This is a genomic window from Spirillospora sp. CA-108201 (assembly GCF_050936235.1).
Lineage (GTDB): Bacteria > Actinomycetota > Actinomycetes > Streptosporangiales > Streptosporangiaceae > Spirillospora.
This window is the reverse complement of sequence record NZ_JBNJNE010000001.1, coordinates 4,611,085-4,629,186: the sequence shown is the minus strand read 5'-3', so window position 1 is coordinate 4,629,186 and position 18,102 is coordinate 4,611,085. Positions and strand designations below refer to the sequence as shown.

18 protein-coding genes are annotated in these 18,102 nt (G+C 72.3%); 9 read left to right on the top strand and 9 right to left on the bottom strand.

All coding sequences use genetic code 11. From position 1 onward, the window contains the following. Nucleotides 1–204 precede the first annotated feature (204 nt). Nucleotides 205–582, top strand: coding sequence for a hypothetical protein (locus ACQEU6_RS22355; protein WP_499334634.1), 378 nt, complete (start codon nucleotides 205–207; stop codon nucleotides 580–582). An 82-nt stretch (nucleotides 583–664) separates the two neighbouring features. Next, complete coding sequence (locus ACQEU6_RS22350) at nucleotides 665–1,699, top strand: D-alanyl-D-alanine carboxypeptidase family protein (protein ID WP_499334632.1); 1,035 nt, start codon at nucleotides 665–667, stop codon at nucleotides 1,697–1,699. Between the two features lie 15 nt (nucleotides 1,700–1,714). On the opposite strand, the gene mscL is transcribed toward ACQEU6_RS22350, so the two are convergent. The 4 genes from mscL to ACQEU6_RS22330 form a co-directional block, all read right to left on the bottom strand. Further along, the gene (gene mscL, locus ACQEU6_RS22345) at nucleotides 1,715–2,134 is read right to left on the bottom strand and encodes a large conductance mechanosensitive channel protein MscL (RefSeq protein WP_499334631.1); all 420 of its coding nucleotides are present in this window, start codon (nucleotides 2,132–2,134) and stop codon (nucleotides 1,715–1,717) included. 544 nt (nucleotides 2,135–2,678) lie between these two features. Continuing rightward, nucleotides 2,679–3,302: an RcpC/CpaB family pilus assembly protein gene (locus tag ACQEU6_RS22340; RefSeq protein WP_499334628.1), complete on the bottom strand. Its 624-nt coding sequence runs from the start codon at nucleotides 3,300–3,302 to the stop codon at nucleotides 2,679–2,681. Then, nucleotides 3,299–4,126 (bottom strand): S-methyl-5'-thioadenosine phosphorylase, encoded by an 828-nt coding sequence (locus ACQEU6_RS22335; RefSeq protein WP_499334625.1) that lies wholly within the window; start codon nucleotides 4,124–4,126, stop codon nucleotides 3,299–3,301. The genes ACQEU6_RS22340 and ACQEU6_RS22335 overlap by 4 nt, the downstream gene beginning before the upstream one ends. Nucleotides 4,127–4,246: 120 nt before the next feature. Then, entirely contained in the window at nucleotides 4,247–6,373 is a 2,127-nt protein-coding gene (locus tag ACQEU6_RS22330; RefSeq protein WP_499334623.1) for an MMPL family transporter, read from the bottom strand. Between the two features lie 240 nt (nucleotides 6,374–6,613). Here ACQEU6_RS22330 and ACQEU6_RS22325 point away from each other — a divergent pair, with 240 nt between their 5' ends. Then, nucleotides 6,614–7,813: an IS110 family RNA-guided transposase gene (locus ACQEU6_RS22325; protein ID WP_499328410.1), complete on the top strand. Its 1,200-nt coding sequence runs from the start codon at nucleotides 6,614–6,616 to the stop codon at nucleotides 7,811–7,813. Between the two features lie 398 nt (nucleotides 7,814–8,211). On the opposite strand, the gene ACQEU6_RS22320 is transcribed toward ACQEU6_RS22325, so the two are convergent. From ACQEU6_RS22320 to ACQEU6_RS22305, 4 genes are all read right to left on the bottom strand, one after another. After that, a complete protein-coding gene (locus ACQEU6_RS22320) occupies nucleotides 8,212–8,589 on the bottom strand; it encodes an FmdB family zinc ribbon protein (protein WP_499334621.1) in 378 nt (125 codons plus the stop codon). A 167-nt stretch (nucleotides 8,590–8,756) separates the two neighbouring features. Continuing rightward, a complete protein-coding gene (locus ACQEU6_RS22315; protein WP_499334619.1) occupies nucleotides 8,757–10,241 on the bottom strand; it encodes a potassium/proton antiporter in 1,485 nt (494 codons plus the stop codon). A gap of 103 nt (nucleotides 10,242–10,344) precedes the next feature. Then, nucleotides 10,345–11,334 (bottom strand): NAD(P)-dependent oxidoreductase, encoded by a 990-nt coding sequence (locus ACQEU6_RS22310; protein WP_499334617.1) that lies wholly within the window; start codon nucleotides 11,332–11,334, stop codon nucleotides 10,345–10,347. Nucleotides 11,335–11,427: 93 nt separating this feature from the next. Beyond that, nucleotides 11,428–12,009 (bottom strand): 5-formyltetrahydrofolate cyclo-ligase, encoded by a 582-nt coding sequence (locus ACQEU6_RS22305; RefSeq protein WP_499334616.1) that lies wholly within the window; start codon nucleotides 12,007–12,009, stop codon nucleotides 11,428–11,430. A 34-nt stretch (nucleotides 12,010–12,043) separates the two neighbouring features. On the opposite strand from ACQEU6_RS22305, the gene galU reads away from it, so the two are divergent. From galU to ACQEU6_RS22285, 4 genes are read left to right on the top strand one after another with little or no spacing between them, the layout of a single operon-like run. Next, nucleotides 12,044–12,970, top strand: coding sequence for a UTP--glucose-1-phosphate uridylyltransferase GalU (gene galU, locus ACQEU6_RS22300; protein ID WP_499334614.1), 927 nt, complete (start codon nucleotides 12,044–12,046; stop codon nucleotides 12,968–12,970). A 26-nt stretch (nucleotides 12,971–12,996) separates the two neighbouring features. Continuing rightward, nucleotides 12,997–14,205, top strand: a complete 1,209-nt coding sequence (glp, locus tag ACQEU6_RS22295) for a molybdotransferase-like divisome protein Glp (RefSeq protein WP_499340309.1) — start codon at nucleotides 12,997–12,999, stop codon at nucleotides 14,203–14,205. Nucleotides 14,206–14,210: 5 nt separating this feature from the next. Further along, nucleotides 14,211–14,681, top strand: a complete 471-nt coding sequence (moaC, locus tag ACQEU6_RS22290; RefSeq protein WP_499340307.1) for a cyclic pyranopterin monophosphate synthase MoaC — start codon at nucleotides 14,211–14,213, stop codon at nucleotides 14,679–14,681. A gap of 8 nt (nucleotides 14,682–14,689) precedes the next feature. Further along, nucleotides 14,690–15,163, top strand: coding sequence for a MogA/MoaB family molybdenum cofactor biosynthesis protein (locus ACQEU6_RS22285; RefSeq protein WP_499340305.1), 474 nt, complete (start codon nucleotides 14,690–14,692; stop codon nucleotides 15,161–15,163). A 15-nt stretch (nucleotides 15,164–15,178) separates the two neighbouring features. On the opposite strand, the gene ACQEU6_RS22280 is transcribed toward ACQEU6_RS22285, so the two are convergent. Continuing rightward, nucleotides 15,179–16,012, bottom strand: a complete 834-nt coding sequence (locus tag ACQEU6_RS22280; RefSeq protein ID WP_499334612.1) for a DeoR/GlpR family DNA-binding transcription regulator — start codon at nucleotides 16,010–16,012, stop codon at nucleotides 15,179–15,181. Nucleotides 16,013–16,107: 95 nt separating this feature from the next. On the opposite strand from ACQEU6_RS22280, the gene nagA reads away from it, so the two are divergent. Then, a complete protein-coding gene (gene nagA, locus ACQEU6_RS22275) occupies nucleotides 16,108–17,241 on the top strand; it encodes an N-acetylglucosamine-6-phosphate deacetylase (RefSeq protein WP_499334610.1) in 1,134 nt (377 codons plus the stop codon). 82 nt (nucleotides 17,242–17,323) lie between these two features. After that, nucleotides 17,324–17,953 (top strand): GNAT family N-acetyltransferase, encoded by a 630-nt coding sequence (locus tag ACQEU6_RS22270; protein WP_499340303.1) that lies wholly within the window; start codon nucleotides 17,324–17,326, stop codon nucleotides 17,951–17,953. The last annotated feature ends 149 nt before the right edge of the window (nucleotides 17,954–18,102 follow it).

Genomic DNA, 18,102 nt, shown 5'->3' with positions numbered 1-18,102 from the left:
GGCGCGGGGAGCACTGAGGGCGTCGAGGGCTCGGCGGGCCCAGAGGGCCCAGAGGGCACTGAGAGCGCGGTGGGCGCCGGGAGTGCTGAGGGTGCGTCGGGCCCCCAGAGCGCGGTGGGCTCCCAGAGCGTTGAGAACGCGGTGGGCGCCGAGAACGTCGAGAGCGTTGGGAGCGCCGGGAGCACTGAGGGCTTTGAGGGCTTCGTGGGCGGGGAGTCTTCGCGCGGCAGGAGGATCGCGGTCGTCGCCGCGGCGTTCGCGGTGCCCGTGCTGGTGGCTTCCGTGATCGCGTTCGGGCTGCGGGACCAGCCGGCCCGGGAGAGGCCGGAGTCGGCGGGCACGCCCGCGCGGAGCGCGGCGCCGGCGGGCGAGCCGACGTTCGGGGCGTACGTGCCGCCGGAGGCGGAGCCGCAGGTGGCGACCAAGCCGCCGAAGCGGGCGCCCAGGCCGGTGGTGACGCCGCGGAAGGCGACGCCCGCTCCCGCGCCTTCCCCGACCGTGCGCGGACGCCGGCCGTGCCCCGCGGGCTGGGAGGACGTCTGGTGGATGCGCCGGTGGTGCGAACATCACCGAAGTCGCTGAACCGGTTACGGACAGGTAATCGTAGAACCTGTAGTAGCGTTCTCGCGCTGTTCCGCTTTTGGGCATCAGGAGGAAAACCACCGTGCCGAACCCCCGGTCGGCGGCGCTGACCGCGGTCTTCCTGGTGGTGACGACGCTCTCACCGCACGGCGCCGCGAAAGCGGCCGGGGCCGACTCGCTCGAGTCGCTGCGCCGCGAGGCATCGAAGGCGCGCACCGAGCTGGAGAAGGCCACGAAGCAGATGGAGACCCGGAAGAAAGATCTCGCCGGGTCGCAGGTGAAGCTGCGCGCCACCCTGAAGGACCTCGCGGGGGCGGAGGCCGACCTGAACCGCATCCGCGAGCCGCTGGCCAGGCTCGCGAACAGCTCCTACCAGCAGAGCGGTGCGGCCGGCTCGATGTCGATCTTCGGGGGCGGCGACCCGAGCACGGCGCTGCGGTCGACGGCGGACGTGACGCTGATGGCGAAGTCGCAGCAGGCGCTTGTGGACCGTGCCGACGAGCTGCAGGACCGGCGGAAGCGGCTCGCCTCGACGGCGCAGGAGCTGCAGTCGCGCAACGCGGTCGCGCAGACCCGCCTCCAGCAGGAGCTGGACGCGCTGAAGAGCCGGTCGGCGCAGCTGACCAAGCAGCTCAACGCGATGCTCGACAAGCTGGCGGTGACGCGGCAGAAGCGGCTCGAACTCGGGTGTGACAAGTCCTTGGCGGGGGACGCGAAGAAGTTCCCGAACGGGCTCATCCCGTCGAAGTACCTGTGCCCGCTGCCGCAGAAGAACGGGCACATGCTGCGGGCGGACGCGGCGCTCGCCTTCTACAAGCTGAACGAGGCGTACAAGCGCAGTTTCGGCCGCGACATGTGCGTGACGGACGCCTACCGGAGCCTGTCCGAGCAGCATCGCGTCTACGCGCAGCGGCCCGGCTTCGCCGCCGTCCCCGGGACGAGCAACCACGGCAAGGGGCAGGCGCTGGACCTGTGCGGTGGTGTGCAGAGCTCGGGTTCCGTCCAGTTCAACTGGATGGAGGCCCACGCCGGGAAGTACGGATGGATCCACCCGGCCTGGGCCTACAGCAACCCGTTCGAGCCCTGGCACTGGGAGTTCGGGACGGAGGACGGGTGAGCCGGGCCGCCCGGCTCAGCGGGAGGACGGCACCTCGTTGGCGGGGACGACCTCCGCGGTGCAGTAGCGGCAGCGGCGGGCCTTCAGCGGGATGTCGCTGAGGCACTGCGGGCACTCGCGCTCGGTGGCCTCCTTGCCGCGGTCCATCCGCTCGATCAGCTTGGTCGTCGGGAGCACGACCAGGAAGTAGACGATCAGGGCCGTGATGAGGAAGGCGATCGCCGAGGTCACGAAGACCCCGTACGGGAACGTCGTCCCGTCGATCGTGACGGCGAGGCGCGTGTAGTCGGGCTTGCCGCCGATGAGCGCGATCAACGGGGTGATGAAGGAATTCGCGAAGTCCTTCACGAGCCCGGCGAACGCCGCTCCGACGACGAACGCCACCGCGAGTTCGACCAGGTTCCCCCGGAAGAGGAACTTCTTGAATCCGCCCATGCCTGCTCCAGTGGTGTCGGGGGTCGCGCCCCTGGCTGTCGGGGCGCCTGAAACGGTTACGGATCGTAATGAAGTCATCCACGATTCGCAAAGCCGACATCTCCCACCCCTGGTCAACCCCCTGCCCAACACCCCGCCCGACACCTCTCCCGCGCGCCCTGCGTACGCCTCTGTCCGGCGTCCCGCCCGGTTCCTGTGTGTCCGGCGTCCTGCCTGGCGCCTCTGTCTGATGACTCCGTCTGCCGCCTCAGCCCGGGTCCTGAGCGGTGCCTCTGTCCGGCGTCCTGCCCAATGCTCCTGCCCGGCGTCCTGCGCGGTGCCTCTGCCCCGCGTCCTGCCCAATGCCTCTGCTCAGTGCCCTGCGCGGCGCTTCTGCTCAGGCCCTGCGCGGTGCCTCTGCCGCTCTAGGTGCTGCGAGGGTCGTGCGGGTCTGGGGTGCCGCCGGTTCGCCGCCGAACGCCAGGTTGGGCTGCGACACGGCGGCAGCAGGCGCGCTCCGGCCGTGGGCGGGGCTTGGTGGTTGGGGTGGCGGGTTTGGCGGGTCTCAGGGGGCTGTGATCGTTACGGCTAGGGGCGTGGCGGCCGCGGCCAGGGCTAGTGCTTGGGGGTGGTCGGTCGCCAGGACGATCAGGGCGCCGTCGCTGGGGTCGTTTTCGTCGGGGGGTGGGATCGCTATGACCGGTACCTCGGAGACCACCACGCGGGCGGCGTCCCAGTGGGGGCGGGTGTTGGGCGGGCCGTTGGCGGGGGTGGCCCCGGAGGGGACGGCCAGGACGTCGACGCGGTCGCCGGGGTGGACGAGGCGGGCGGCGCCCGCGTCGGCGAGGCGGACCGGTGCGGCGACCGTGCCGGGGCCGTAGCCGCGCAGGAGCCCGGCGCCGACGACGCGGGCGTCGGTGAGGGGTTCGCCGCGGCGCATGGGGCCGGCGAGGACGCGGCCGGCGCCGCCCGCGCGGAGCGCCCCCGCCGGCACGGCGGACGGCGGCAGGTCGAGGCGGCGCAGGTCGGAAGGGGCGAGGGGCGTTCCGCCGGGCAGGTCGCGGGCGGCGGCGAGGACGCGGACGGACGGCGGCGGGCCGGGACGCAGCGCCAGGAGAGCCAGCCCCGCGGCGGCCGCGGCGAACAGCGCCGCCAGCGGCCGCCGCAGGCGGGATAAGCGGCCGCTCACGGCAGCTCCAGGGGGAGCTTGATGCCGTCGAGGGCGGTGGAGCAGGCGCAGGTGCGCTCGGTGGGCAGCGCCTTGACGACGTCGGCGACGACGCCGCGGAGCCGGTCGATGTTCTCGCCGAAGACGCGCAGGACCTCCTCCATCGTGACGCCCTCGCCCTCCTCGATGCCCGCGTCGAGGTCGGTGACGAGGCAGAGCGAGGTGTAGCAGAGCGCCAGCTCGCGGGCGAGGACGGCCTCCGGGTGGCCGGTCATGCCGATCAGCGTCCACCCTTGGGAGGCGAACCAGCGGGACTCGGCCCGGGTCGAGAAGCGGGGGCCCTCGATGACGACGAGCGTGCCGCGGTCGACCGGCTCCCAGCCGGAGGCGCGCGCCGACTCGACGGCGGCGCGGCGGCCCGTCGGGCAGTACGGGTCGGAGAACGAGACGTGGACGGCGGCGCCCTGGTCGTAGTAGGTCTGGTCGCGCCCGGACGTCCGGTCGGCGAGCTGGTCGGGGACGGCCAGGGTGCCGGGCCCGAGGTCGGGGGCGAGGGAGCCGACCGCGCACGGCGCCAGCACCTGGCGGACGCCGAGGGACCGCAGCGCCCACAGGTTGGCCCGGTAGGGGATCTTGTGCGGGGGGAAGCGGTGGTCGCGGCCGTGCCGGGGGACGAAGGCGACGCGGCGGCCCGCCAGCTCGCCGACGGCGATGGGGTCGCTGGGCGGGCCGTAGGGGGTGTCGACCCGCACCTCCTCGACGTCGTCGAGGAACGAGTAGAACCCGGAGCCGCCGATGACCCCGATCTCGGCGGTGGGCTGGGACGCGGAAGCCGAAGTGGACATGCCGCCGACACTAGCCACCCGGGCGCCGTCCCCGGCAGACCGTCCACCGATTGTGGATAACTCCCGCCCCGCACGGTGAAGGGCCCGGCCGGAGCCGGGCCCTTCTGGCGTTCTCCGACGTCAGCCGACCGGGTCCAGGACCTTGGGCGGCGAGGCGGGCGCCTCCTTCGCGAGCCGTCCCGGCGTCCAGATCCGCCGACCGATGTCGTACGACAGGGCTGGCAGCAGCAGGGACCGGACGACGAGGGTGTCGAGCAGGACGCCGAACGCGACCGCGAAGCCCATCTCGACCATGAACACCAGCGGCAGCGTGACCATGGACGCGAAGGTGGCCGCGAGGACGAGCCCGGCCGAGGTGATCACACCGCCGGTGACGGTGAGGCCGCGCTGGATGCCGCGCCGCGTGCCGAGGGCCTGCGACTCCTCCCGGACGCGGTGCATCAGGAAGATGTTGTAGTCGACCCCCAGCGCGACCAGGAAGATGAAGGCCAGCAGCGGGAAGCCGGAGTCGGTGCCCTCGAACCCGAAGACGTGCTCGAAGATCACCGCGCAGGCGCCGAGCGAGGCGAGGAACGACAGCACCACGGTGCCCATCATCAGCAGCGGCGCGACGACGGCGCGCAGCAGCGCGATGAGGATGAGCAGGACCACGGCCAGCACGATCGGGATGATGACCTTGTTGTCGCGGGTGGAGGCGCGTTTGATGTCCAGGTAGGTCGCGGTCGTTCCGCCGACCTTGGCGTCCGCGGACGGAACGGCGTGCACCGCGGTCCGCAGCCGGTCGATGGTCGCGCGCGCGGCGGCGCTGTCGGCGGAGTCCTTCAGCGTCGCCTCGTACTTGACCAGGCCGCCCACCGTGACGGGGGCGCTGACCTCGGCGACGCCTCGCGTCCGGCCCACGGCCTGGGCGATCTGGTCGGACGCCGGGGCCCTGCCGATGACGAGGGCCGGGGAGCCCGAACCGGCGGCGTAGTGCCGTGCGAGGACCTCGGAGCCCTTCACCGAGTCGGGCTTGCCGGTGAACTGGCCGGCGTCGGACAGGCCGTCCGCCTTGAGCGAGCCCAGTCCGAGCGTGAGGACGATGAGGCCCAGCATGGTCACGGCCCAGAGCGCGCGCGGGCGCTTGCCGACCATCCCTGCCACGCGGCTCCAGACGCCGTGCTCGGCCTCGTACGCCTCGGGCTTGAGGTACTTGGCGTCGTAGCGGGGGATCAGCGGCCAGAACAGCCAGCGGCCGCAGATGACCAGGAGGGCGGGCAGGAGGGTCGTCATGGCGGCGAGCGCGGTGAGGACGCCCGCGGCGGCCACCGGGCCCATGCCGGCGGTGGAGTTCATGTCGGCGAGCAGCAGGCACAGCAGGCCGACGGCCACGGTGGCGGCGGAGGCGATGACGGCGGGCGCGGCGCGGTGCAGCGCGTAGGCCATGGCCTCGTGCCGGTCCTCGTGCCGGTGGAGTTCCTCCCTGTAGCGGGCGACGAGCAGCAGGGCGTAGTCGGTGGCGACACCGAAGACGAGGACGGTGAGGATGCCGGCGCTCTGGCCGTTGACGGTGAGGTCCGCGTACTTGGCGAGCAGATACACGGTCGACTGGGCGAGCCCCAGGGCGAACACGGCGCTCAGCACGGGGACGAACCACAGGACGGGGCTGCGGTAGATGAACAGCAGCAGGACGATGACGACGAGACCGGCGGCCATGAGCAGGAAGCCGTCCAGGCTCTGGAAGACCTCGAACTGGTCGGCGCCGCCGCCGGCGGGGCCGGTGACGTGCGAGGCCAGTCCGGGGGGTCCGCGCTCGGCGAGGTCGCGCGCCTGGTCGACGGCGGCGGTGAGGTCCTCGTCCGTCAGGGGCACGAGGGTCTGCAGGGCCTTGCCGTCCTTGGACGGGAACGGCCCCTGCGCCTTCTGCGCGCCGGGCAGCTTCTGGAAGGCGGCCACGTCGGACTCGGCCTTGGCCTTGTCCTGCGCGGTGATCCCGCCGGACCGCTCGTAGACGACGACGGCGAGCATCGTCTCGTCCTTGCGGAACCGCTCCTCCAGTTCCACGACCCGGGTGGACTCGGCTCCGGCGGGCAGCCAGGACGCCGCGTCGTTCTTCTCGACGTCGCCGAGCTTGCCGGCGAGGGGGCCGAGAGCGGCCAGCAGGACGACCCACAGGGCCAGGACGGCCCACTTGGTGCGCCGTCCGGCGATCAGTCCGGCCAGGCGGTGTGTCCGCGGCCTCGGGGGAGCCGGGCTAGGTGCGCTCATGGTTCCTTACCTTCTTCCTGGGTGTTCGTTCCTGACCGTCCGTAGGGTTGGGAGGACCCCGGGAGCGCCAGGTATGGCTTTCATGGGTTTGCCACCTGGGTGGCTTGAGAGGATTGGCCGCCTGGCGCTCCAAGACGACCCGACCGCTGATTGGGATGCGCGAACAGATCGCTGTGTAAGGACACGACGGCGCGGTCGTCTGCGGGACCCCCATGTGAGCTGCGACGACGGAGGAGCCCGATGCCACGCATTTGGGCAGGTGTGGACGCGGGTAAGACCCACCACCACTGCACCGTGATCGACCCCGACGGCAACCGGCTGCTGTCCAGGAAGGTGGTCAACGACGAAGCCGAGATCCTGGGCCTCATCGCCGAGGCCAACGCCTTGGGTGAAGACCTGCGGTGGGCGATCGACCTCAACAGCGGTGGAGGGGCCCTGCTCATCACCCTGCTGCTCGGCCACGGCCAGGACCTGGTCTACATCCCGGGGCGCACCGTCCACCACGCCTCCGGCGCCTACCGGGGCGGCGGCAAGACCGACGCAAAGGACGCCTTCATCATCGCCGACCAGGCCCGCATGCGCCGGGACCTGCACCCGATCGCGTCCTTCGACGAGATCGCCACGGACCTGCGCATCCTCACCGGCCGCCGTACCGACCTGGCCTGCGATCGCACCCGGACCATCAACCGGCTGCGCGACCAGCTCCTGGGCTACTTTCCCGCCCTGGAGCGCGCCTTCGACTACAGCAACAGCAAGGCCGCCCTGACACTGCTCACCGGCTACCGCACCCCCACCTCGCTGCGCAAGATCGGCCAGGCCCGGCTGGAGACATGGCTGCGGGCCCGCAAGGTCCGCAACCCTGCCCGCGTGGCCCTGGCCGCGATCGAGGCCGCCCAGGCCCAGCACACCACGGTCACGGGCGAGAAGACCGCCGCCGCCGTGGTCGAGCGCCTGGCCGAGGAGGTGATCGCCCTGGATGCCGAACTCGCCGAGACCGACGCGGCCATCCAGGCCCGGTTTCGCGAGCACGAACACGCCGCGGTGATCACCAGCCTGCCCGGCATCGGCCCCCTCCTGGGCGCGGAGTTCATCGCCGCCACCGGCGGCGACATGGCCGCGTTCGGCAGCGCGGACCGGCTGGCCGGTGTCTCGGGACTCGCGCCGGTACCCCGGGACTCGGGCAAGATCAGCGGCAACCTGCGCCGGCCCCGGCGCTACAGCCGCCGCCTGCTGCGAGTGTTCTACATGTCCGCCATGGTCAGCATCCGCTGCTGTCCCGCCTCCAAAGCGTTCTACGAGCGCAAGAGGGCCGAGGGCAAGAAGCACATCCAGGCCGTGCTCGCGTTGGCCCGCCGCAGAGTCAACGTGCTGTGGGCGATGCTCAGAGACGGACGCGTCTACATGGCTGCACCCACCCTGAAACTGACCACAGCAGCCTGAACCGCTCACGATCGGTTACGGCGTCGGGTTGACAACCTCATTGGGAATCCTCTCCTGTGTGCACCGGGCGAAAATCGAGATATGTCGCGTTCGCCGTCAGAGTCTCTCGTTGAGCGAGAGGTGTCAAGTAATATCGCGAAATCAGGGAAGCGTCGCTTCGGGCAATCGGGCCGTGCGACGGGAGGGGTCCTCCGGGCCGGGGGGCGCTCCCTGTCTCCTCCATGGTCGCGAAAGGGATGCGGCCGCGCCTCCGGCGTTGGGACGGACCTGCGCTACGTCTTTCGAGGCAAACGAAAGCCGCCGCCTACGCCTGGAGATGTAGGCGACGGCTTCCGGGCATGACGAAAGCCGGGGGACCCGGCCGGATCCCCCGGTGCGCTGCGGAGATGCCTAGAAGGTCAGGCGACCTTTTCGGAGGACGACGACTTGCCGGTCGACGACTTGCCGGTCGAGGACGACGACGAGTCGGAGGACTTCGCGGACGAGTCCGACTTGGCGGAGTCGCCCGAGGAACCGCCCGAGTCCCCGGAGGAGCCGCCGGACGACCCGTTCGACGAGCCGTTGGACGAGGCCCCCGCGGTCGAGGGCGACTTGCCGGAGCCGCGGCTGTCGGTGCGGTAGAAGCCCGAGCCCTTGAAGATGATCCCCGCGGCGGAGAAGACCTTGCGGAGCCTGCCGCTGCACGCCGGGCAGTCGGTCAGCGCGTCGTCGCTGAACTTCTGCACGACCTCTAGAGGCTCGCCGCACTCGGTGCAAACGTACTGATACGTCGGCACGGTTCCTCCTCGCTGACTCAACCCGGCACAGGCCGGACTGGCACTCACTCTAGACGACTGCTAATGGTACCCATGCGTCGAACAGGATTCGCCCCCGGGATGTTCCCCGGCGGCGTCCTGCGGGACCCGCGCGCGCCGCGAGGTCCCGGCGCGCCCCGGATCCCGGGTCACTGGCCCTTCTCGCCGAACCAGCCCGCCAGCCTGCCCTTGCGGCTGACCGCGCGCAGCCTGCGCTCGGTGGCCTCGCGCACCTCGGCGGTGGTCACGACCAGCAGCGTGTCGCCCGCCTGGAGCGGCGTGGTGGGCTCGGGCACGAAGCTCGCGCCGTCCCGCACGACGAGGGTGATGGAGGCGCCGGGCGGCAGCCGCAGCTCGAAGATCTCCACCCCGCTCAGCATCGAGTCGGCGGGGATCCGCACCTCCAGCAGGTCGGCGTGCAGCTCCTCCAGCGGCGCGGCCTCGACGTCCAGCTCGCGGGTCTGCTCGTCGCTCGTCAGGCCGCACAGCCGCGAGGCCAGCGGCAGCGTCGGCCCCTGGAGCAGGGTGAACACGACGACGATGTTGAAGACGATCGCGAAGAGCCGGTCGGCGTGCTCCACGTCCGCGACCATCGGGATGGTGGCCAGGACGATCGGGACGGCGCCCCGCAGCCCCGCCCACGACGCGAACAGCTTCTCGCCCCACGACAGCCGGAACCCGATCGTGGAGATCACGACCGACAGGGGGCGGGCCACCAGCAGCAGGATGAAGCCGATGATGAGCGCCGGCAGGATCTGGCCCGGGAGGTCGCCGGGGTCGGCCAGCAGGCCCAGCATCACGAACAGGCCGATCTGCGCGAGCCATCCGACGCCCTCGGCGAAGCCCCGGGTGGCGGGCCGGTGCGGCAGCCGCGCGTTCCCGAGGACGAGGGCGCTGACGTAGACGGCGAGGAACCCGCTGGCGTGCATCAGGGAGGCGGCGCCGTAGGAGCCGATGGACAGCGACAGGACGGCGATGGGGTAGAGGCCGGACGCGGGCAGCGCGACGCGCCGCAGCGCCTGCGCGCCCAGCCAGCCGATGGCGACGCCGACGATGCCGCCCGCGACCAGCTCGTAGACCATGACGCCGAGCAGTTCGGCCATGTTGGGGGCGGCGGTGTGGGCGCTGAGCGTCACCACGATGATCACGACGGGGGCGTCGTTGAAGCCGGACTCGGCCTCCAGCAGGCCGGTCAGCCGGGACGGCAGGGGCAGCCGCCGCAGCACCGAGAACACCGCGGCCGCGTCGGTGGGGGCGAGGACGGCGGCGAGCAGGAACGCCGGGCGCCACTCCATGCCGACGAGCCACATGGCGGCGAGCGCCACGACGACGATGCTGATCAGGGTGCCGAGGGTGGAGACGCTGAGCGCGGCCGGCACCGAGGGCCGCACGCGCCGCCAGCTGGTGGTGACGCCGCCCTCGGCGAGGATGAGCACGAGGGCCGCGAGGCCGAGCGTCTCGGCCAGCTCCGCGTTGTCGAACCGGATGTGGAGGGGGCCGGACTCGCCGATGAGAAGGCCGAGGCCCATGTACGCCAGCAGCGTGGGAAGGCCTGCCTTGTGCGACAGCCGGACCGCGATGATGGCGCTGAGTACGAGCACGGCCCCGAGGAGTAGCCAGATGTCGAGGTGCACATCCCACCCTTCGGGGTCGTCAAAGTTGATCGTTTAGGAATCCTACAGATTCACGGGCGAATCGCATATTTACAGTTGAGGGATGGCGTGTCTGAGATGGCCGCTATCGCCGGATGACCTGCGGTTTGAGCCCGTTCACTACGTTCTGTACGTCTCGTCCCTGCACGGCCGCGGTGACGTTGTCGCGCACCGTCCCGAGCAGGTTCAGCTGCGACTGGACCGACGCCCCCGCCGTGTGCGGCGACAGCAGGACGTCCTCGCGCGAACGCAGCGGGTGCTCCTCCGGGAGGGGCTCCTGCTCGAACACGTCCAGGGCCGCCCCGGCGAGACGTCCCGATTCCAGCGCGGCGAGGACGGCGTCGTCGGGCGCGATGCCGCCGCGGGCCACGTTCACCAGCAGCGCCCTGTCCGGCAGCAGGGCGAGACGCTCCGGACCGATCAGCCCCCTTGTCTCCTCCGTCAGCGGCAGGGCGAGGACGAGGACGTCGGACGTCGCCACGAGGTCGTCCAGCTCCCGGTACGTCGCCGCCGCCTCGGGACGCCGCCGCCTCGTCCAGTACGAGACGGGGCAGCCCAGGGCCGCGAACAGGCGCGCCGCCTCGGCGCCGATCGCGCCGAACCCGGCCACGCCGACCCGCTGCGTGTGGATCTCGCGCGGGCCGAGCGCCGCCATCTCCATCTGCGGCCATCCGCCCGCGCGGACGGCCCGGTCGCCCCGCGCCAGGTTGCGGCACAGCGCGAACGCCGCGCCGACCGCCCACTCGGCGACTCCGCGCGCGTTGAAGCCCGCCGCGTTCGCCACCGGCACGCCCGCGGCGGCCCACGCGGCGACGTCGATGCTGTCGACCCCGACCGCGGGCATCTGGACGAACGACACCCGCCCCGCCGCCGCCACGGCCCCGGCGTCCAGAGCCAGCCGGCCGGCGAAGTCGCCGATCACCAGGTCGGCGCCGGCGAGCGCGGCGAGCAGGCCCGCCCGGTCCCTGGTCTTCGGGAACGCCACCTCGGCGGCGTCCCCCAGCGGCGCGAACAACCCCCGGACGATCTCGTCAGCGATCGGGGGCAGGGAAAGGATCCGCCACGGCGCCGTCATCTCGTACCTCCCGTCAGGCGTGCTCGACCGCGTCCCCCCATCCACGATCTTCGGCCTCCTCACTCTACGAGGAGGACCTCGCCGGCGGGCAGGTCAGCCCAGCCGGACCAGCCCCTCGGACGGCGTCACCGCCGCCCGGACGCGCTGGTCGTGCGGCTCGCCCGGCACGCCGTCCAGCAGCTCCCCGTCGTACAGCAGCGCCGCGGTCAGGATCGCCGGGCCCACCCGCGCGAGCGCCCGGTCGTAGGAGCCGCCGCCGCGGCCGAGGCGCAGGCCGGTCCGGTCGACCGCCACCGCGGGCACCAGCACGACGTCGGCGCTGGCCACCGCGCCGGGGCCGCGCGGCGGCTCGGACGACTCCAGGCACCCGCGGGCCCCGGGGACGAGCGAGTCGGGCCCCTCGTAGGACGCCCAGTCGAGGTCGCCGTCCGGGAGCAGCCGGGGGACCAGCACGTACGTCCCGCGCTTCCACAGCGCGAACAGCAGGCTCCGGGTGTCCGGCTCGTCGCCTATGGAGATATATGCCGCGATGGTCCCGGCCATCTCCACCTCCGGGACCGACAGCAGCGCGTCCCGGAGGGGGCGCGCCGCGCCGGAGCGCGTCTCGGGCGGCATCGCCGCACGTCGTGCGAGCAGTTCGGCCCGGAGGGCTGTCTTCGTGGCGATGGGGTGCACGCTGTGGTCCTCGTGGATGGCTAGGGTCGTGTATATGGCCGACATTGCACCAGTGCTCAAAGCGGTCGTCCCGGCGGCCGGCCTCGGTACCCGATTCTTGCCCGCGACCAAGGCGACTCCCAAGGAAATGCTGCCCATCGTCGACAAACCGGCGATCCAGTACGTCGTCGAGGAGGCGGTCGACGCCGGGCTGACCGACGTCCTGATGGTCACCGGACGCAGCAAGCGCTCCATCGAGGACCACTTCGACCGAGCGTACGAGCTGGAGGAGGCCCTGCGCGCCAAGGGCGACGACGAGCGCCTGGAGGCCGTGCACGAGTCCAGCGATCTGGCGATCATGCACTACGTCCGGCAGGGCGAGCCGCGCGGCCTCGGGCACGCGGTGCACTGCGCCCGCCAGCACGTCGGCCGCGAGCCGTTCGCGGTGCTGCTCGGCGACGACATGATCGACGCCCGCGACCAGCTGCTGCAGCGCATGATCGAGGTGCGCGGCCAGCACGGCGGCAGCGTCGTCGCGCTGATGGAGGTCGAGCCCGACCAGGTGTCGGCGTACGGGTGCGCGGCCATCGAGGCGACGGACGAGGACGACGTCGTCCGCATCTCCGACCTCGTGGAGAAGCCCGCCGCCGAGGAGGCCCCCAGCAACTGGATCATCATCGGCCGCTACGTCTGCGACCCCGCGGTGTTCGACGTCCTGGAGAAGACCCCGCCCGGCCGCGGCGGCGAGATCCAGCTGACCGACGCGCTGCGCACCCTCGCCGACATGCCCGCCGACCAGGGCGGCGGCGTCTACGGGGTCAAGTTCCGGGGCCGCCGCTACGACACCGGCAACAAGCTGGAGTACCTGCGGACGGTCGTCCAGTTCGCGGCGGAACGGCCCGACCTGGCGCCGGAGTTCCTCCCGTGGCTGCGGGAATTCGTCCGGACGCAGGACGGCGTGGGCGACACAGCGGATTCGTGACGACGCGCCAGACTGGGGCCGTGGCTATGAGAACGGTCGACGAGCATCTGACGGAGATCCTCGGCAGCGTGGCGCCGCTGCCGCCGCTCGACCTCGCGCTCCTGGAGGCGCAGGGCACGGTGCTCGCCGAGTCCGTGTCGGCGCCGGTCCCGCTGCCGCCGTTCGACAACTCCGCGATGGACGGCTACGCCGTCGTCGCGGCCGACATCGCGGAGGCCACCGAGGCGGGGCCCGTCGCGCTGCCCGTCGTCGGCGACATCGTCGCGGGCGACTCCGGCGTGTCGGCGATCCGGCCGGGCCTGACCGCCCGGATCATGACGGGCGCGCCCCTGCCGGCCGGCGCCGACGCCGTCATCCCCGTCGAGTGGACGGACGGCGGCAACGCCACCGTCCGGATCTCGCGCGCCGCCCCGCCGGGCAACTACATCCGCCGGGCGGGCGAGGACGTGCTCGCCGGGCAGGTCGTCCTCGAAGCCGGCACCCGGCTCGCGGCCCCGCAGATCGGCATGCTCGCCGCGGTCGGACGGTCCCGGGTGACCGTCCGACCGAAACCGCGCATCGTGGTCGTCTCCACGGGCGACGAACTGCGCGAGCCCGGCGCCGCCCTGGCGCCCGGCCAGATCTGGGAGTCCAACAGCTTCATGCTCACCGCCGCCGTGGTCGAGGCGGGCGGAACGGGTTTCCGGCAGGCCACCGTGCAGGACGAACCCGCCAAGGTCTTGGAGATGCTCCACGACCAGCTCGTCCGGGCCGACGCCATCGTCACCACCGGGGGCGTCTCCATGGGCACCAGGGACGTCGTCAAGGAAGTGCTCACCGGAACCGGGACCGTGGGCTTCCACAAGGTGCGGATGCGTCCAGGCAAGCCACAGGGGTTCGGCCTCCTGGAAGGCACTCCCGTCTTCACCCTTCCCGGCAATCCCGTGAGCGCGTACGTGTCGTTCCAGGTGTTCGTCCGTCCCGCCCTACGCGTCATGCAGGGGCTGCCGCCCGAACCGTTCCCCACCGTGAGCGCCGTCGTCGCCGAGGACATCAAGTCCCCCGCGGGGATCCGCCACTTCCTGCGGGGCAGGCTCTCGTTCACCCGCGGCTTCTACACGGTCACCGCGGCGGGCGTTCAGGGCTCGCACCAGCTCGGGTCCCTGTCGTCCGCGAACGCGCTCATCGAGATCCCGGAGGACGTCGAAGCCATGCCCGCCGGTTCGCACGTCGAGGTCATGAGGTTGCCGTCATGAGCGCCATGGGGTCCGAGTTCACCCATCTGGACGACGAGGGGTCGGCCCGCATGGTCGACGTGTCGTCGAAGGACGTCTCGTCCCGGACGGCGACGGCGACGGGGTTCGTCCGCCTTTCGCCTGAATGCATCGCTCTCCTGCGCGCGGGCGACATCCCCAAGGGCGACGCCCTGTCCGTCGCCCGCATCGCCGGGATCATGGGGGCCAAGCGCGTCCCCGACCTCGTCCCGCTGTGCCACCCGATCGCGCTGCACGGCGTCACCGTCGACCTCGCCGTCGACGACGACGGCGTCGCGATCACGGCCGTCACCCGCACCGCCGACCGCACCGGCGTGGAGATGGAGGCGCTCACCTCCGTCGCCGTCGCCGCGCTCGCGCTGGTCGACATGGTGAAGGCCGTCGACCCCGCCGCCGTGATCACCGACGTCCGGGTCGAGGAGAAGACCGGCGGCAAGACCGGGGTGTGGCGCCGGTGATCAGGGCGATGGCGGTCACCGTCTCCAACCGCGCCGCGGCGGGCGTCTACGCGGACAGGTCCGGCCCGGTGCTGGTCGAGCTGCTGGAGGACCTCGGCTGCCAGGTGGACGGCCCCGTGGTCGTCCCGGACGGCGAACCGGTCACCGGCGTCCTGCGCGACGCGGTCGCCGCCGGCTACGACGTCGTCGTCACCTCCGGCGGGACCGGCCTCACCCCGACCGACCAGACCCCCGAGATGACCCGGCCGGTCATCGAACGGGAGGTCCCGGGCATCGCCGAGGCGATCCGGCTGGAGGGCCGCGAGAAGGTCCCCGCCGCGATCCTTTCGCGGGGCCTCGCCGGCCTCGCCGGCCGCACGCTCATCGTCAACCTGCCCGGCTCCACCGGCGGCGTCCGCGACGGCATGGCCGTCCTCGCCCGTGTCCTGCCCCACGCGATCGACCAGATCAACGGCGGCGACCACCCCCGCCCGCCGGCCTAGCCCGCGCCGGGCCGGCTACGCCCGGATGACGCGGACGCCGGCCTCGGCGAAGGCGGCGAGGTCGGACTCGGGCGCCGTCGCGTCCGTCACCAGGACGTCGATCTCGTCGGTGCCGCAGATGCGGGCGAACGCGCGGTGGCCGATCTTGGAGCCGTCCGCCACCACGACCACCCGGTCGGCGCGCTCGGCCATCAGCCGGTTCACGACCGCCTCGCCCTCGTTGTGGCAGGTCGCGCCGTGCCGCGCGGTCAGCCCGTTCACCCCGAGGACCGCGACGTCCAGCGTCACGTGGTCGAAGACGCCGGTGGCGAGCGGCCCGGTCAGCTCGTAGGACTGCGGCCGCGGCACCCCGCCCGTCAGGACGATCTTCACATGCGGCCGGACGGCCAGCTCGTTGCCGATGTTCAGCGCGTTCGTCACGATCGTGATCGCCGGGGTCGGCCCCTCGGCGTGCAGGTCGGCGCGCGTGGCGAGCACCCGGGCGACCTCCGAGGTCGTCGTCCCGCCGTTCAGCCCGATGATCGACCCCGGTTCGGCCAGCTCCGCGGTCGCCGCCGCGATCCGCTGCTTCTCCGACGCGTTCCGCGCCGCCTTGTACCGCAGCGGCAGGTCGTAGCTGACGCTCTGCGCGACGGCGCCGCCGCGGGTGCGGGTCAGCATCTGCTGCTGCGCGAGCTGGTCGAAGTCGCGGCGGATCGTCGCGGCCGACACCCCCATGCGCAGGGACGCCTCCTCGACGGTCAGCCGCCCGGCGTCCGCGAGCAGTTCGAGCAGCGCGTTCCAGCGCTCGTGCCGGGTCACACCGGCCCCCTTTCCTGCGGGTGGACGGGAGTCCGGGGAGGTGGTCATCCGCGGATTCTAGCCGTGCGCGCCCCTGGACTTACCTGAGCGTTGCGGCCATGGAACAATCAGCATCGATCATATGCGTGCATGAAGGGGATTCCATGGCGAAGCCGGGCGATGACGGCGCCGTTTCCTTGACCAACGCGCGGATCGTCCTCCCGGACGGTGTCCGCGACGGCGCCCTCCACATCGCCGGCGGCACGCTCGCGGCCGGCCCCGGCCCCGGCGCCGAAGTGATCGACCTCGCCGGGCGGCACGTCGTGCCCGGCTTCGTCGACATGCACGTCCACGGCGGCGCGGGCGCCTCCTACCAGCTCGGCCGCCCGGACGAGGCGCACCGGGCCGCCTCCTTCCACCTCGCGCACGGCACCACCACCACGATGGCGAGCCTCGTCACCGGAGACCCGGAGGAACTGGCCGGCGCCGTCGAGGGCCTGGCCGGCCTCGCCGCCGACGGCGTGATCGCGGGCGTCCACCTGGAGGGCCCCTACCTGGCCCGCACGCGCTGCGGCGCGCACGACCCGGCCCTGCTGCGCGACCCGGACCCCGCCGAGTTCCGCCGCCTCGTCCGCCTCGGCCGCGGGCACGTCCGCATGATCACCCTCGCGCCCGAGCTGCCGGGCGCCCTCGACCTCGTCCGGGAGGCGGCGGACGCGGGCGTGATCGCGGCCGTCGGCCACACCGACGGCACCGGCGAGGCCGCGCGGGCGGCGTTCGACGCGGGCGCGCGCGTCGCGACGCACCTGTTCAACGCGATGCGCCCGCTGCACCACCGCGAGGGCGGGCCCGTCGCCGCCGCCCTGAACGACCCCCGGGTCACCGTGGAGCTGATCAACGACGGCGTCCACGTGGAGCCCGCCGTGGCGCGCCTGGTGTTCGCCGCCACGCCCCGCGCCGCGCTCATCACCGACGCGATGGCCGCCGCCGGGATGGGCGACGGCGACTACCGCCTCGGCGTGATGGACGTCGAGGTCCGCGACGGCCGCGCCACCCTCGCGGGCGGGACGTCCATCGCGGGCAGCACGATCACCATGGCGGACGCGTTCCGCCGCGCCGTCGCCGACGTCGGCCTGCCGATCGAGCGCGCCGCCGCGGCCGCGTCCCTCGTCCCGGCGCGCGCCCTCGGCATCGACGCCCGCGTCGGGTCACTGGAGCCCGGAAAGGACGCCGACCTGGTCGTCCTGGACGCCGACCTGCGCGTCGACTGGGTGATGAAGCGCGGCCGGCGCGTGTGACGGCCGTGGCCGAACGTCCCGCGTGCCCGATTTCTCGGGGACAATATGGCGTTCGGACATCCGACCAGGGAATCATGGAACCGTGGAACGTTTGCGGGGATGGCCGGTCACCCTGACCGAGGGCCCTGTCGGGCTGCGCCCGCTGCGGCACCGCGACGCCGCCGTCTGGCGCGATCTGCGGGTCCGCAACGCCGACTGGCTTCGCCCCTGGGAGCCCACCAACCCGGAGACGCCGCTGTTCCGCAGCGGTCTCGGGCCGTACATCAGCATGGTCCACACCATGCGCCGCGAGGCCCGCCACGGCCTCGCCCTCCCCTGGGTCGTCACCCACGAGAGCGATTTCGCCGGTCAGCTCACCATCGGCGCGATCGTCTGGGGTTCGGCGCGGTCCGCGCAGATCGGCTACTGGGTCGACAGGCGCGTCGCCGGCCGCGGCGTCATTCCCACCGCCGTCGCCCTCGCCGTCGACCACTGTTTCTTCACCGTCGGCCTGCACCGCCTCGAAGCGAATATCCGGCCGGAGAACACGGCGAGCCGTCGCGTCGTCGAAAAACTCGGATTCCGCGAAGAGGGAATTCGGCGCCGCCATCTGCACATCGACGGAGCCTGGCGCGACCACATCTGCTACGCCCTCACCGTCGAGGACGTGCCCGGTGGCCTGCGCGCCCGCTGGCTGGCAGACCGGAAACAGGCATTTCCCCGGCGCACCTGAGCGGCCCATGACTTTCCCGCCGTAAGAATCCTGCGATCGAGAAGTCCCGGCAAACGGAGAGTAACGGCGAGATCGATCTCGCGACACACCGCCCCTTATGCTCGTCAACCTCTGACAGCCCCTCGTACCGTGCGGGGCGTGACCCTGCT